The following is a 14,868-nucleotide window of genomic DNA, read 5'->3' on the forward strand; positions in this document are numbered from 1 at the left end:
ATTTTGCATGTACTTGTATTTGATCTAAATCTAGCCTGACAACAGGGTTAGGCAGTAATCTCAGCGCAATTAATCTGTATCGATTGTTATCTCATAACTACTATTAGAGTTAATGCTTGATTTTTTAATAAAAAGTTTTAATGATCCCTTACAGTTTAATCACTATCGTCTAACTCATAAGTAAGACACCATCTAAGATAGTGTCAAGGATAGTTATCGACATAGTAAATTATTTGCACTACTACACAAACTAATCAGTAGAGGTTACTTTATGAGAAATAGAAAAAATTTTTCTAGATAAACATGATTGTACTGAGCGTACTAGAATCCCAAGTAAGTATTCTTACGTTATAAAAAATAATTAACTTATTCCATCTGTTTTATATACGATTGTAATAAGTCTTCTATATTTAAATGCAGTAGGCATGCAGAGTTGATCGCCAAGTAATCTAACATTAAGGGCATTTTATTTACATCAATTCTGTTTTTGCATTTACTAAGTAATTTACATTTTTTATATGCTATTTTTAATAGAATTTTTTTAAAAAGGCTATATATTTGGTGCTTCTGCTATTCTGCTTAAAACAGTAGTAGTAAATGACCAGGATATAAGCGGAATGCTAAATAACATCTCAAAAATATAGATTACCAAACATAACTTGAATTAGATATTAAGCAGTTTTAGATTGATGCTGGTATGGATATGACTGCATATATGAATATAACCATACAACTAGTATGGTTATATTCATATAACCATACTAGTTGTATGCTAAAAAGTAAGACAGTCATGGATTTGTCTGCAATACTTATTATTATATATTCAAATTTACATAAAACACTTAATATTTTTAATAACAGCAGTAATTTAAAATTCTGTTTAATTAGTGAGGCTGCGCATGGATTAACAATGCCAACTTATAATCCTCTGATACATGAGAGAAATTATCTGTTCGTTTATTTCTATCAGTTTTGCAGTGGACAGACGCAATTACGTGAAAAGTTTTAAATATATGACGATGGACTGAGTTTTGTTTTACCATGATAAAGACAAGCGTTTTCCAAACCTATAAACAAGCATTGACCGCGTTGTGGTATGATTGCCCCATGTACTAGCACTACATTAAGATAATCAGGGTGCCATCCGGCAGGTTTTAAGACTAGTTGCCAATAATGTCCACGAGGACTAACTTCTAATATAGTTGCAGGAAAAGGTGTTTTAAGACTACTCTGAAGACTTATATCTATCTCCCACGGACGCAAAAATAATTCAACAGCCCCCTGATAAGAGGTCTCATTGGCGAGAACCCAGTGATAGTCTCCTACTTGTAAGTTGGCATTACTAATCCAGCCTTTGATACAGTTGACCTCCCCAAGAAACTCCAAAACAAATCGTGTTCTTGGAAAGCGCCACACTTCATCTGGCGTGCCAACTTGCTCGATATTACCATGATTCATAACAACTATCCGCCCCGCAACTTCCATCGCTTCATCTTGATCATGGGTAACAAAAACACTAGTAAATTTTAACTCTGCATGGAGCTGTTTAACCCATAGGCGCAATTCTTTACGCACTTGAGCATCAAGTGCACCAAAAGGCTCATCTAACAATAAAATTTGGGGTTCAACTGCTAGCGCACGCGCTAAGGCAACACGCTGTTTTTGCCCGCCGGATAGCTGAGCTGGGAAACGCCTCGCTAAGTGTCCTAATTGCACCATGTCTAGAAGAGATCTAACTTTTTGATGAATTTCACTTAGAGGAGGGCGTTTATACTTTGGTAAGACATGTAAACCAAAGGCAACGTTGTTAAATACTGTCATATGTCGAAATAGTGCGTAATGTTGAAATACAAAGCCTACTCGGCGATCTCGCGCATGTACGTGACTGACGTCATTACCATGGAAACTCAGCTGCCCACTATTTTGAGTTTCTAGCCCAGCAATGATTCTGAGCAATGTGGTTTTACCAGAACCAGACGGTCCCAATAATGCAACAAGCTCTCCGGAAGAGACATTGAGGAAAATATCGTTTAAAACTTGTATATGTCCAAAAAATTTATTGAGATCAACAATCTCAATACTCATAATTCTCCTCCTTCCGTATACGCTTCTTAGTTCGATTTTTCTAATCGCCACTGTAGCGCGCTTTTTAGCAGTAGCATCAATATTGCCATTATAGTCAATAGGGTAGCGGCAGTAAATGCACCTACATCATTGCAATCTTGATGTAAAACTTCAACTTGCAATGGCAGAGTATAAGTTTCACCGCGTATAGCGCCAGATACTACTGAAACTGCACCGAATTCACCAATAGCTCGTGCATTAGTAAGAACTACGCCGTATAGAATTGCCCAACGGATATTTGGTAAAGTCACACGAAAGAACATTTTCCATCCGCAGGCCCCCAAAAGAATTGCTGCCTCATCTTCCTGTCTGCCTTGGCTTAGCATCAGTGGTACTAATTCACGTACAACAAATGGACAAGTAATAAACGTCGTTACTAGAGCCATACCTTGCCATGAAAACATAACCTGAATATTGTGTGTGTGTAACCACCCCCCAAGTGGAGTATTTGCACCCCAAAATAGCAGATACATTAATCCTGCCACTACAGGTGATACAGCAAATGGAATATCAAATACAGTTAAAAGAAGTTGTCTACCAGGAAAAGAAAATCTGGTGACCAACCAGGCCAATAAAGTACCAAATATTAAATTAATCGGTACTACAATTAAGGCAATTAATAATGTCAATTTAATAGCATGAAGCATATTATCATCACGTAAATTTCTAAGAAATGCCCATGGTCCTTCGGAAAATGCAGTGATAAAAATAGCTATCAGTGGTACTACTAATAAACATAGAGAAATAATTACTCCTGTGCTGATTAGTATTCTCTGGCTCCACTGGTTTGTGCGTGAATAGTTACTTCTAAGAGCTTTGCGCGCTTCCGGCATTATTGCCCTCCGATTCTTCGACCAAAGCGGCTTTGTAATATATTGATTGTAAATAATAAAAACAATGAAGTGACTAAAATCACTGAAGCAATTGCAGTAGCAGCTGGATAATCATATTCTTGTAAACGAACGAAAATCATTAGCGAAGTTACCTCAGTTTTCCATGCAATATTCCCAGCTATGAAAATTACTGCACCAAATTCACCTAAGCTACGGGTGAATGATAGAACTGCACCTGCTAGCAGTGAAGGCCATATTTCTGGCAATATAACACGGATAAAGCTTTGAAATTTAGAAGCTCCAAGTGTTTCTGCGGCTTCTTCGTACTCGGGTCCTAGCTCTTCTAATACTGGCTGTACTGTTCGTATTACAAAAGGGGCACTAGTAAAAGCCATCGCAATAGCAATACCTAGCCAAGTATAAGAAACCTTAATATCAAAATAAGCCAACCACTGCCCATACCAACCATTAATGGAAAATAACTTTGTTAAAGTCAGACCTGCCACAGCTGTAGGAAGAGCAAATGGCAGATCTATTAGGCTATCTAAGAGGAGACGTCCAGTAAAATTATAGCGTGTTAAAATCCATGCCATTAGCATTCCAAAGAATGTGTTAAAAAGAGATGCAGCTCCAGCAGAAAGCAGCGTAATTTTATATGCAGTGATGACCTGTGGATGTGTTATGACTTCCCAATATTGCGACAAGGTCATCTTCGATAACTGCATCAACAGGGCACTTACGGGGAGTAGTAGGATGATACAGGTAAACAATAAGCTACTACCGAGGCTGATCCCAAATCCTGGTAGAACGTGTTTACTTGGTGTGTGAAACATGATTACTCACGCCTCATTGCTAAAAGCTTATCCAGTTCACCACCGCTAGCAAAATGCATTTGATTTATGCGATCCCAGCCACCAAAATCTTTCTCTACCGTAAAGAATTTTGTATATGGAAAACGATCTTTATTTTTTTTCATTAACTGTGCGTTATTTACACGATAGTAAAAGTTAGTAATAATTTTTTGGGCAGATGGCGTAAATAAGTAACGCAAATAGGCTTTTGCTACTTTTTCGGTATGGTTTTGACTTAGATTTTTATCGACCCACGTAACTGGAAAGCTTGCCATAATATTAGTGGTGGGCACAATTACCTGGTAATCTTGCTGTAGATAACGATTGCGAATAGTGTTGACTTCAGATTCAAAACTAATTAATACATCACCTATCTTATTACCAACAAAGGTTGTGGTAGCCCCCCGACCGCCTATATCAAATACTTCCACATTGTTCAGTAATTTTTTCATAAATTGTTCAGTTTTTGATATATTTTCGCCACTTATGCGTTGAGCTATACCCCATGCGGCTAACCAAGTATAGCGCCCGTTACCTGAGGTTTTTGGATTAGCAAAAATCAATTTGACATCTTTACGTATTAGATCGCTCCAATCCTGGATATGTTTTGGGTTTCCCTTTCGCACTAAAAACGCCATGGTAGAATAAAACGGTGAACTACTGTTAGGCAAACGTTTTTGCCAATCGGATGGAATAAGGTTACCCTTGTCATGCAGAATCTGAATATCAGTCACTTGATTATACGTCACTACATCTGCCTTTAATCCCTGTAAAATAGATAATGCCTGTTTGGATGAACCTGCATGGGATTGCTTAATAGTTAACACGTCATTAGGATGTGTTTGTGCCCACTGTTTTTCAAATGCACAATTCAAGGCCAAAAATAGTTCACGTGACACATCATAAGAACTGTTAAGTAACACAGTTGCCTGTGCGCTACTACCCAGAACCAACGAACATACACAAGCTATTATTTTTTTTATCGTCGGTAATGTCATTCAATCTCCTAAAAATCAACTATCTGAGTAGAGCTATGGGTTAAACTGATTAATCGCTTTTTAATAACACATAGCGGTTTTATACGTCGTTATACTACTTAATGAGTAATGCTATGAGTACATGACAAAATCGATCTTTAAGGTAATGTTCTAGTAAAATACATGAAACCTTCTCTAAATGTAATTTTATATTCAGTTTAAAATATTCAGTAAAATATCACTGAATATTGTAATTATTATATGAGTTTTTGCCTACATGGTGTAATCTGACTGATTAGTGCCAACAATCTAATATATTACTCTTATCCCACATAATCTCTTCTTGTTACTATTGGTGCTCTAATAGTGAGTATTCCAAACAATTTAGTATTGTAATCTCTTAATCTTCTACGTGATGACTGGTTATGATTTAGCAGTCAATAAATTATTAGGCCATTCTTAGATAAGCCTGACTGCATGCACAAAGCTCTTTCTAGTACTAATAAAGTAGTAATAAAAAAGTTCTTGGAACCAGATAACCACTTACATGCTTTGGTCTAAAATAGTTAGAGCTACACACACGGTATTAACTAACGCTAAAATCTGGCAATGCATGTCTTGTATGATTTATTGAGCGCATAATGACGAAAATCTCTAAAAATATTAAGTTTTAGAAAAATTTTACTATAAACTGCACTATAAACTGCATGTATCCTGCAAATCTTATTCCGATGAATGTCATATCTCTGACAATGCGATAAGTAAGAAATTCTCTCAACATTGTGATATTTTAAGAGGGTCTTACAAGTACTGCATCAGTATATTGCATTATCTGGCTTTTTAGTATTCTATGCGCTTCAGCTACGTTCATACATTATAATGTACCTTATCTAGCAAAGACTCTGGCTGCAAGCGATGCTTATGCCAGTGATACGACAAGTAACACTATAGTATGTAATAAAGTTAGGTGGATTATCATAGCCTTCATATGGCATTATGCTAACTACTGGTATTATACTAACTATATCTCAGATTAGATGCACTACTATTGATGAGTCTTTTATGATACCTCCAATGCTCTTCTTCGCAGAAAACTGTAAATCTGGTTTTAGCAATTTTTTAAATACAGATATCTATGGTGTATACTAATAGTATAGGGATTTTCTAGAAAGTTACGCAGTTATGTATAAAAAAAGTTATCTTCTCTACCATAGCTGTAAATTTTATCTGAAAGGGTGACAAAATAGCTGTAGCCATGTATTTTGTATAATACCTGAATGATCTTAGATAATAGAGCAATAATTATCAATAAGTTTTATGTAATTATAGAAATGTCTAACATCAATCTCCTAAATATGTGTGATAAGATACGAGAAAAGTTGACTGCGTCACGAGGTTGTCTGAGGTAACTAAAGTTACCGCATTCTTGAGCTGTCTAAAATATCTTCAAGAAACCCCGTTTCAATCTAGATATAGTGTCGCTTCACACTGTTATTTAGACCTTGAGACTATAGACGTATCGATGAGACCATGATTAGTCTATGAAGAATAAATACTACATTAAAAATACTACATGATATCTAGTAATTCAGTGGTCAATATTCATATGCTTCTGTTAATATGAAGCCTACCAGGCCCGTATTTGATACCCAATAGATATTAACTCGTCTCTGATAATGAGATCTGCACACTGATTATTAACAGATACTCCTAACTTAATCAAGCGTATTAAAACACTGCTACCTTCTAATTATACTCAGTACGGAATAACATTTATGGATATTCGTAAACTTAAAAAATTAATTACATTAGTTGAAGTATCCGGTATTGCTGAATTAGAGGTCTCTGACGGCGAAGAGTCAGTGCGTATTATTCGCACGATAGATTACACCGGTCATTCTGTTTTAAATAAAACTAATACAACACAGAGAACACAGAAATCTGTTCACAGAACTGAAGCCCCAACCGTGGTAACACCAATCCAGAAAAGATCTTATCCACTTGAAGTAGGTACTTATATAGTTCGATCTCCTATGGTTGGAACTATTTATCTAACTCCTAGTGCTAACGCATCGGCATTTGTAGAAGTTGGTCAGAAAGTTCATTCTGGTGATACCTTATGTATTGTAGAAGCAATGAAAATGATGAATCACATTGAAGCGGAGAAATCTGGTATTGTAAAAGCGATTTTAGTTGAAAATGGTCAACCTGTTGAATTTGATGAACCACTGCTCATCATTGAATAACGAGGGTAACTATGCTGGATAAAATTATTATTGCTAACCGTGGTGAAATTGCACTACGTATTTTACGTGCTTGTAAAGAGCTTGGCATTAAAACCGTAGCAGTCCACTCTACAGTAGATCGAGACTTAAAACATGTTCTACTTGCTGATGAAACTGTCTGTATTGGCCCTCCTCCGTCAGTAAAAAGTTACTTAAACATCCCAGCTTTGATTTCAGCTGCAGAAATCACTGGTGCTGTTGGGGTTCATCCTGGTTATGGTTTTCTTTCTGAAAATGCCGATTTTGCTGAACAAATGGAGCGATCAGGATTGATCTTTATTGGACCAAAATCTGATACCATCCGTCTTATGGGTGATAAGGTATCAGCAATTGCTATCATGAAAAAAGCAGGTATTCCTACAGTCCCTGGCTCTGATGGACCTTTAACAAAGGACATGGGAAAAAATAGAGAATTCGCACATCGTATTGGTTATCCGGTGATGATCAAAGCCTCTGGAGGAGGTGGTGGTCGAGGCATGCATGTTGTACGGAGTGATCAAGATTTAGAGCAATTAATACATATGACTCAAACAGAAGCACAGGCAGCTTTCAATAACAATATAGTTTATATGGAGAAGTATTTAGAAAATCCGCGTCATATTGAAATCCAAGTTTTAGCTGACGGACATGGTAATGCTATTTATCTTGCTGAGCGCGACTGTTCTATGCAACGTCGACATCAGAAGGTGGTAGAAGAAGCACCGGCGCCTGGTATTACTGATAAAATGCGGCGATATATAGGAGATTGTTGCTCTAAGGCCTGCATTGATATCGGATATCGTGGTGCAGGGACTTTTGAGTTTTTGTATGAAAATGGTGAATTCTATTTTATTGAGATGAATACACGTATTCAGGTTGAGCACACTGTGACTGAAATGATCACAGGTATTGATTTAATTAAAGAACAATTACGTATTGCTGCCGGACAGCCATTATCCGTGAAAGAAGAAGAAGTTATGATTCGCGGACACTCGGTAGAATGTCGCATTAACGCTGAAGATTCTCAGACTTTCGTACCTAGCCCGGGAAAAATCACTCGTTTTCATGCTCCTGGTGGTTTTGGCGTGCGCTGGGAGTCGCATGTATATGCTGGCTATAGCGTGCCATTATACTATGATTCAATGATTGGTAAGCTTATAACTTTTGGAGAAAGCCGCGATGTAGCTATTTCTCGCATGAAAAACGCATTAACCGAGTTAATTATTGATGGTATAAAGACTAATATCAAACTTCAGATGGATATTATGTCGGATGTGAACTTTCAACTTGGTGGGGCTAATATCCATTATTTAGAGAAAAAACTCGGTCTAATAGAAACATAATAATTGTTACTTATTTAAAAGTAAGCTAATGAAAGCACTTTTATTACAATTTTGACAGTTCTAAAATAGGCGATTATGATTAGTCGATCACCATACACTGCAAAACTATATACAATTTGTTAGTGATAGTTAACTTATAAGATAAGATCTAGAATATCTCTTGTAGCAATATCTTAATGATCAGTTCCTTTAATAACTAGTCAATGACTTACCTAATATGTTCTGTTCTTTATCAGCGATGAGAATGTTTCTACTAGGCGCCCTGTTACATGCTCTATATATTAATCAGTATAATTAGGTTCTAAATGACTAATTTTAATACTATAAATACATCGAGATTCATGTATTGATATAAGAGATGTCTCACGTTAATTATAAGAGATTATTTACGTTAAAACTAGCTCGATGATACGACATGATAGCGGCGCTCAGTAGATATTCGTAAGAGTGGTTTTCTTCTCAATAATAGAGACTATCTTAAATTATTATAAGTTGTTAGATACCAAAAGTGCTACTGGTGGAGTGATGACACTTTTTGCTCATGGTATAATATTTAAGAATGCTAAGTTATTCCACTGAATAACAACTAATATCAGACACTGATGCTCATTACCTGAATCTTCTAGTATCTACACCTGTTCTTTTGTAGCAGAACGCTAATACATCATGTATATATAACTTTATAATAGCTTAAACAATACTCAGATATAACTTAAACGATCTCTATGTATATGTTCACATTACGCACAATATAGAAAATTTGAATTCCTCTCTTTGAATGTTGTAAGTATTATTATTAATATAAAGTATGAAATATCTTTAGAAGTATAAAAGTTATATAGCAAGAATATCTTCCGTTTTATATTACGTTAATGATCATTACTAGTGAAGTAATAATTGACTAACGTCTTGAGACTGAATAGGTTTTCATTCAAATCCTCTACAATTAATGAATTATAAAATACAAGAATGCACTAAAGCTTTTGTGTATAAAAACTATTCATACCATCAAAATGGTTATAAGGTTTTTTTATGTCTTTAATGAGATTATGCTTGCGTTCTCTTCGGCTGCAAACAATGCAGTAATGTTGCATTTGATCCTATCAATTAGGATTGATAGGATAACGTATTAATTACGATTTATTGGATGAAGTAACAGTGAATTCAAGTAACAGATTAAAATTTAGATAGGTAATCTATATTACTTTTTGGGAAGCTGCAACTGATATACAGGTCATTTCATCTGAACAGATCAGATGTGCCCAGAACAACGGTGTTGCTTTAGAGTGTGAATAGTTTGTCTTAGTATATGATGCTCATCAACTTTATTATGATAAAAGCATGATTTTGATGTCATTAGCTTTTTGTATATTTTGTTTTGATTGAACATTTTATCTTAACGGCATCTGATTGGCTGATTGGCTGATTGGCTGATTGGCTGATTGGCTGATTGGCTGATTGGCTGGGGCGCAGGGATTTGAACCCCGGAATGCTGGTATCAGAAACCAGTGCCTTACCACTTGGCGACGCCCCAGTATAATTGGTGGCTACTACGGGAATCGAACCTGTGACCTCAGCGTTATGAGTGCTGCGCTCTAACCGTCTGAGCTAAGTAGCCAAAAATGCATCGTATCATTACCATAGATAATATTATTGATGACTGGGGTACCTGGATTCGAACCAGGGAATGCCGGTATCAAAAACCGGTGCCTTACCACTTGGCTATACCCCATTCTCGCTTAATTATCAGTAAACATGGTGCGGGAGGCGAGACTTGAACTCGCAGACCTTTCGGCGCCAGAACCTAAATCTGGTGCGTTTACCAATTTCGCCACTCCCGCCTAACAACATGATCGTCTATGGGTTACAGTTCATGGACGTCTAGTCTTATTTTATAAAAGTTCAAGATTTAATTTTCTATTATGATAAGTTATCTTTTCTACGTCAACTAATTTTAGCATTAACAGGGCCCTAAAATTCTCTCAATAACCGAAAACTAGTAATATAGTTATATACGCATTTGAGTTTTATAAGGCGCTTGAATTCCTTTTTTGAATTAACTAGTACCCATTCAATTCAATAAATATTTCAACTACTGATTACTATGAGTATCTATTGACTAAATATACCGGATTGTATGCATGATAACACATCACTATATATTTTTATTGTATGTCATAGAGCAACGTACTAAGATGAATGTTAAGTCTTGAGAAGATTTTGATTACAGTCAGCATTGCGTAATGATCCCTCCAATAAATCTTGCAACTCTCTTAAGGATGTGACCTGCCAGTCTGGGTTAATTCCATGTGGTTTTGTGCGACCATCATGATTTAACCAGCAAGTTGAAAACCCAGCATTTATACCACCAATAATGTCCGAATCTGGATTATCTCCAACCATCAGAACCCGATGACGAGATGGGTTAGACATTTTATTCAGTGCAAAATTAAAAATTTCGGGATTTGGTTTAGCATAACCAACTTGTTCAGACACTATGAGGAGGTTAAAGTATTTCGAAAAACAGTTACGTCTGATACGTGTTTCTTGTAATGCGGTAAAACCATTGGTAATAATACCAATTTTTACCTTTCCGTAGAGATTACTGAGTAGGTCTCCTGCACCAGGCAGTGGATTGCTAATTTCCCCCATCGCTTTTAAAAAGCCATTGTGTAGCTCATACGTAGTAACACCTAACCTATTCGCCCACCCTTCAAAACGATAATGCTGTAATTGTAAAAGACTAATGGAGTTATTTTGATAGTCTATCCATAGCGTTGTATTAAGAGATTGATATTGATCATAGTCATTAGGACTAAAGTAGATTTCATATTTTTTAAAAAGCCTCTTCAAACCAGAAAAAGCATCAAAGTAAAATAGTGTATTATCAGCATCAAATAATACCCACTCCAATTTTACTGACATTCACTTTCTCTCCATGATATTGTAAGAGCCATAATAATAGCATCTTCCCTTCCATTAGCTGCTGGGTAGTAACCTGATCGAATAGCAACTTCATTAAAATTAAGGCACCTATATAGCATAATAGCAGAATAGTTTGAAGAGCGAACCTCGAGTCATAATGTTTTAATATTTCGTTTACTGAGCTGACCTATTAAATGCTGTAACAAGGCTTTCCCCAAACCACGTCTCTTAAAGTTGGGGTCTACAGCTATATTAAATAGATTTGCCTCATCTATAACTAGCTGAGTAATAGCGAAAGCTGCCATGACGCCATCAACCATCAGACAAAAATTTAAATATCGAGCACCTTGGTTTTTAAAAAATGTTTCTTTAATTGATGGATAGACGTGACTTTTCTGCTCAATAAGAAATGCGGCATTAAAATGATATGGATAAAGCAAGGAAATCTGATTCATATAAAATTATCTGTTATTTATGAGATACGTACTTATTGTACATTGTGAGTATGTTGCTGCTATTTATTGTACATTGTGAGTATGTTGCTGCTATTTATTGTACATTGTGAGTATGTTGCTGCTATTTATCGCTGCAAAATAAAGCCAGGTAAATCGTCTAGGTGTTACGCTGAATGTTCATGCATTTTTAGTTAAAATTTGTTATACAGAATTTTACAGTACTGATAAAGATAGGACTTAACCTATCTAATATCTAATTTTGTATATATTATTCTAATAATTATTTTCTATTTAAAAATAATTTCTTAGAAAATACAAGAATCCAAGCGGTTAAATTTTAGTATAATTAAACTACTACTGTATATTACTGACTTTTATTACTGATTGTACTAGTAATTATTACATTTAATCAGATTTGAGAATTTATCTAAAGCTTAATAAACATATATTTAACTATCGATTTAAGACAGTATCTGTAATACCAATTATATATAAGAATATATCGTATGCTATATAAACAAGAGGGTGCAGGATAACTGATATGAGAAAATTAATCCCGATATATTTAGATAGGATATGTCCTATGCAGATTTAAGACATCTGTTATTAAACAGTCATCTGTTATTAAAAAGTTGTTCATCATGTAAACAACGTAAACACTCATTAACTATCTTGTATAGCTAAAATATATTGCTAAAGTACCTTGTGTCTTGAAACAAGGGGATATTAGGAATATATTGTACGATTCCTGTGATATACTTTAGTATATATACTAATAATAGTATATATACTAATAATGTGTATTAGGGTTATTAGATCTATGTTATTAATTATATGTTATGTATTTTGTATTATATATAATAAGCATAACTTTATAAAATACTTTATACATAACTTTATAAAAACGTTTCTATATTAAAGAATTAAAAGAGATATCAGAAATATGATATACAAATAAATAATAATTATATTTAATACGATAATTTTTACTTTTTACTATTGATTTATGTATTTGTTTATCATTTTGTATATGTTATGCATAACATAATATGTGTTATATATACATTGTATTTCCCCGTTCTGCCCTATGACAGGATCATTTATATTCAATGTTAAATATTATTTGAATTTTATGCTTTTATTCTCTTATCTCTTGCTGTATCCCTTATAGGGTAATTATTTTAATTATTTTGATTATTTTAATTTACTATACATATAGTGAATCTATAAATATTTTTGCGGATATACAGAAACACATATTATATGACTTAATATTGTAAACGCCATTATAATGATTTAAAACAACCTGAGTTATGATAAAAAACTGTTATTAACAGGAGCATATCATACAACTTTTTTATTCTATCACTTATAAGAATAAAATTGCAAGGATTTTATATGATTAATTTCCCCTGGAAAATTTATTTAAAATACTTTACTGCCTGAATCGAATGTAGTTTCTTTTTATAAAGAATGTTTATATATAAACATTCTAGTACTGTATATAAAATATATGATGTATATTTTATATACAGTACAGATTTGATCTATATTTTGATTGGCATCGACTGATAATACACTGACTGAACTGAGATGTATGCCATATACTACGGGTTCCTCCATGGTAACTACTATTGCTGAATTAAAAAGTCATTGCGTGTAGTCTATCTCACGATTCTATATAATGATCTATAGTGGATGCTACTTGCAAAATCAATTTATAGTAGTGTTATGTATATTCAATTCTTTTATTTGTATATCGGCATGGTAGGAGGATCTGACTAAGGGCCCACAAGAAACATGCGTAAACCCCATAGACATGGCTATTGTTTTCATGTCATTAAATGCAGATGGAGTGACGTATCTTTGCACTGGCAAGTGATGATGACTGGGCTGTAAGTATTGTCCAATAGTTAAAACGGTAACCCCATTATGCCTAAGATCATGCATAACTTCTTCTACCTCAGAGTTAGTTTCGCCTAACCCAACCATTAACCCAGATTTAGTGGGAATTTCTGGATGATATGTTTTAAACATTTTCAGTAATTGCAATGAATTTTTGTAATTTGCACCAGGACGTACCAGATGATAGAGTCGCGGAACATTTTCGAGATTATGATTAAATACATTAGGGGGTGTTATACTGAGAATCTCAAGCGCGCGGTGCATGCATCTACGAAAGTCAGGGACTAGAATTTCGATTTTTATAGCTGGATTGGTTTTACGAATAGCATTAATACAGTTCGAAAAATGTTGGGCACCTCCATCATGTAGGTCATCACGGTTTACTGACGTTATTACTACGTATCTCAAGTTCATGTCTTGAAGGCATTGTGCTATATTCACTGGCTCCTTAATATTTGGTTGCATAGGACGACCGTGCGTCACGTCACAAAATGGACAACGACGAGTACATATTGCACCTAAAATCATAAAAGTAGCTGTACCGTTGCTGAAACATTCAGATAAATTAGGGCAAGAGGCTTCTTCACACACAGAGTACAGATTGTATTTACGCATGGTAGACTTTATACGCTGAACATGACCAAGGTCAGCCGGCAATTTAATTTTAATCCATTCTGGTTTACGTAAAATATTGATACGGTTGGTTGTATTAGTCTTTAGTGACACTGTTTTTAACATATGAGCAGTGTTATATTTTAGGCTATGCTTGATCATAAGGAATAGTCCACAATTAGTTAACTATATTATAGCTTTAGGTCTATCGTTTGAATAGTGGTAGAATAGAATTTTTTGTAAGAAAAATTCTCTTCAGTCTTCCGCATTAAGATAATAAACTTAACGTACATCATATTAGGCATATCAATAAGAAATACTGACTGGGGTGTTAGAATATCTCTAATTTGGTTTTGAGTACACACATAACATACAATATATATGTACTAGGTCTCAATTGATACTGACTTATCAAGATAGTGGTATGCTTTACTTTGAAAAATAATAGAAATAGTAATCATGGCTTCCTGCAAATATCAAGGGATATTACTCGTAATAGATAGTCATTTATGCATGCACAGATATAGAATATATATGACGTATAACATGCTGTGCTTTATGAAAAGTACATAATTATTC

At 34.7% G+C, this 14,868-nt stretch carries 8 protein-coding genes, 4 tRNA genes and 1 pseudogene; 2 read left to right on the plus strand and 11 right to left on the minus strand.

What is annotated here, in order from left to right; translation table 11 throughout:
* Window positions 1-1,005 precede the first annotated feature (1,005 nt).
* The 4 genes from cysA to cysP are packed head-to-tail and all read right to left on the minus strand — an operon-like array spanning window position 1,006 to window position 4,806.
* Complete coding sequence (cysA, locus tag CIPSTX3056_RS01715; protein WP_072666240.1) at window positions 1,006-2,085, minus strand: sulfate/thiosulfate ABC transporter ATP-binding protein CysA; 1,080 nt, start codon at window positions 2,083-2,085, stop codon at window positions 1,006-1,008.
* Window positions 2,086-2,111: 26 nt separating this feature from the next.
* Entirely contained in the window at window positions 2,112-2,957 is an 846-nt protein-coding gene (gene cysW / locus CIPSTX3056_RS01720) for a sulfate/thiosulfate ABC transporter permease CysW (RefSeq protein ID WP_072666241.1), read from the minus strand.
* On the minus strand, window positions 2,957-3,790 hold the full coding sequence (cysT, locus tag CIPSTX3056_RS01725; protein WP_072666242.1) for a sulfate/thiosulfate ABC transporter permease CysT: 834 nt from the start codon (window positions 3,788-3,790) through the stop codon (window positions 2,957-2,959). Before cysT ends, cysW begins: the two co-directional genes overlap by 1 nt.
* 2 nt (window positions 3,791-3,792) lie before the next feature.
* Complete coding sequence (gene cysP, locus CIPSTX3056_RS01730; RefSeq protein ID WP_072666243.1) at window positions 3,793-4,806, minus strand: thiosulfate ABC transporter substrate-binding protein CysP; 1,014 nt, start codon at window positions 4,804-4,806, stop codon at window positions 3,793-3,795.
* Window positions 4,807-6,560: 1,754 nt separating this feature from the next.
* Here cysP and accB point away from each other — a divergent pair.
* Both accB and accC read left to right on the plus strand, forming a co-directional pair.
* Window positions 6,561-7,031, plus strand: coding sequence for an acetyl-CoA carboxylase biotin carboxyl carrier protein (gene accB / locus CIPSTX3056_RS01735; protein ID WP_072666244.1), 471 nt, complete (start codon window positions 6,561-6,563; stop codon window positions 7,029-7,031).
* An 11-nt stretch (window positions 7,032-7,042) separates the two neighbouring features.
* Complete coding sequence (gene accC, locus CIPSTX3056_RS01740; protein ID WP_072666245.1) at window positions 7,043-8,392, plus strand: acetyl-CoA carboxylase biotin carboxylase subunit; 1,350 nt, start codon at window positions 7,043-7,045, stop codon at window positions 8,390-8,392.
* Between the two features lie 1,459 nt (window positions 8,393-9,851).
* On the opposite strand, the gene CIPSTX3056_RS01745 is transcribed toward accC, so the two are convergent.
* The 7 genes and pseudogenes from CIPSTX3056_RS01745 to lipA form a co-directional block, all read right to left on the minus strand.
* A tRNA-Gln gene (locus CIPSTX3056_RS01745) sits at window positions 9,852-9,926 on the minus strand.
* Between the two features lie 7 nt (window positions 9,927-9,933).
* Window positions 9,934-10,010 (minus strand) — tRNA-Met (locus CIPSTX3056_RS01750).
* A gap of 42 nt (window positions 10,011-10,052) precedes the next feature.
* Window positions 10,053-10,124, minus strand: a tRNA-Gln gene (locus CIPSTX3056_RS01755).
* A gap of 24 nt (window positions 10,125-10,148) precedes the next feature.
* Window positions 10,149-10,233 (minus strand) — tRNA-Leu (locus tag CIPSTX3056_RS01760).
* Between the two features lie 361 nt (window positions 10,234-10,594).
* Window positions 10,595-11,317 (minus strand): pyrimidine 5'-nucleotidase, encoded by a 723-nt coding sequence (gene yjjG, locus CIPSTX3056_RS01765; RefSeq protein ID WP_072666246.1) that lies wholly within the window; start codon window positions 11,315-11,317, stop codon window positions 10,595-10,597.
* A pseudogene (gene rimI / locus CIPSTX3056_RS01770) lies at window positions 11,308-11,772 on the minus strand (ribosomal protein S18-alanine N-acetyltransferase). Before rimI ends, yjjG begins: the two are co-directional and overlap by 10 nt.
* Before the next feature lie 1,713 nt (window positions 11,773-13,485).
* On the minus strand, window positions 13,486-14,415 hold the full coding sequence (lipA, locus tag CIPSTX3056_RS01775) for a lipoyl synthase (protein ID WP_231939200.1): 930 nt from the start codon (window positions 14,413-14,415) through the stop codon (window positions 13,486-13,488).
* Between the last annotated feature and the right edge of the window lie 453 nt (window positions 14,416-14,868).

Origin of the sequence: Candidatus Erwinia haradaeae (assembly GCF_900698965.1) — a bacterium.
GTDB classification, from domain to species: Bacteria; Pseudomonadota; Gammaproteobacteria; order Enterobacterales; family Enterobacteriaceae; genus Erwinia_E; species Erwinia_E haradaeae_A.

Bases quoted from the DNA above. Each gene is read 5' to 3' on its own strand.
- accC (WP_072666245.1), top strand. From the start codon at position 7,043: ATGCTGGATAAAATTATTATTGCTAACCGTGGTGAAATTGCACTACGT.
- cysT (WP_072666242.1), bottom strand. From the start codon at position 3,790: ATGTTTCACACACCAAGTAAACACGTTCTACCAGGATTTGGGATCAGC.
- yjjG (WP_072666246.1), bottom strand. From the start codon at position 11,317: ATGTCAGTAAAATTGGAGTGGGTATTATTTGATGCTGATAATACACTA.
- cysW (WP_072666241.1), bottom strand. From the start codon at position 2,957: ATGCCGGAAGCGCGCAAAGCTCTTAGAAGTAACTATTCACGCACAAAC.
- accB (WP_072666244.1), top strand. From the start codon at position 6,561: ATGGATATTCGTAAACTTAAAAAATTAATTACATTAGTTGAAGTATCC.
- cysP (WP_072666243.1), bottom strand. From the start codon at position 4,806: ATGACATTACCGACGATAAAAAAAATAATAGCTTGTGTATGTTCGTTG.
- lipA (WP_231939200.1), bottom strand. From the start codon at position 14,415: ATGTTAAAAACAGTGTCACTAAAGACTAATACAACCAACCGTATCAAT.
- cysA (WP_072666240.1), bottom strand. From the start codon at position 2,085: ATGAGTATTGAGATTGTTGATCTCAATAAATTTTTTGGACATATACAA.